Below are 687 nucleotides of genomic sequence, written 5' to 3'. Positions count from 1 at the left end.
TGGGTAGCAGAGCGAAAAGCATCACAGCATCTGAGCACTTTTCAATCGGACCTATTGCCGTCGGATCGCAGTTTTTATGATGCATTGAGTGGCGATAAAACCGTATTCATTACAGAATGCAAAAAGGCATCGCCATCAAAAGGCCTTATTCGCAACGACTTCGATTTGGACTACATCGCGTCGGTTTACAACAACTACGCAGACGCGATCTCGGTTCTGACCGATGAAAAATACTTCCAGGGTAGCTTCGATTTTCTGCCTCAAGTTCGCCGACAAGTGAAACAGCCAGTGTTGTGTAAGGACTTCATGTTCGATACCTACCAAGTTTACCTTGCTCGTCATTATGGCGCGGATGCGGTATTGCTCATGCTTTCGGTACTGAATGACGAAGAGTACAAAGCGTTAGAAGAAGCTGCGCACAGCCTAAACATGGGCATTTTAACGGAAGTCAGCAACGAAGAAGAGCTTCACCGCGCAGTTCAGCTTGGCGCTAAAGTTATCGGTATAAACAACCGCAACTTGCGCGACTTAACAACGGATTTAAACCGAACTAAAGCGCTTGCGCCAACCATTCGTAAGCTTGCACCAAACGCAACGGTTATTTCAGAGTCTGGCATTTACACTCATCAACAAGTTCGTGACTTAGCAGAATATGCAGACGGCTTTTTGATTGGCAGCTCGCTGATG

1 protein-coding gene is annotated in these 687 nt (G+C 46.6%); it reads left to right on the top strand.

Annotated elements, in window-relative coordinates; genetic code table 11:
* On the top strand, positions 1-687 hold a 687-nt coding region (gene trpCF, locus R7E78_RS26890), incomplete at both ends, for a bifunctional indole-3-glycerol-phosphate synthase TrpC/phosphoribosylanthranilate isomerase TrpF (RefSeq protein ID WP_318058711.1).

The organism is Vibrio sp. YT-19(2023), from assembly GCF_033337395.1.
The sequence above is the reverse complement of the archived record's forward strand: the minus strand, read 5'-3'. Positions and strand labels throughout refer to the sequence as shown.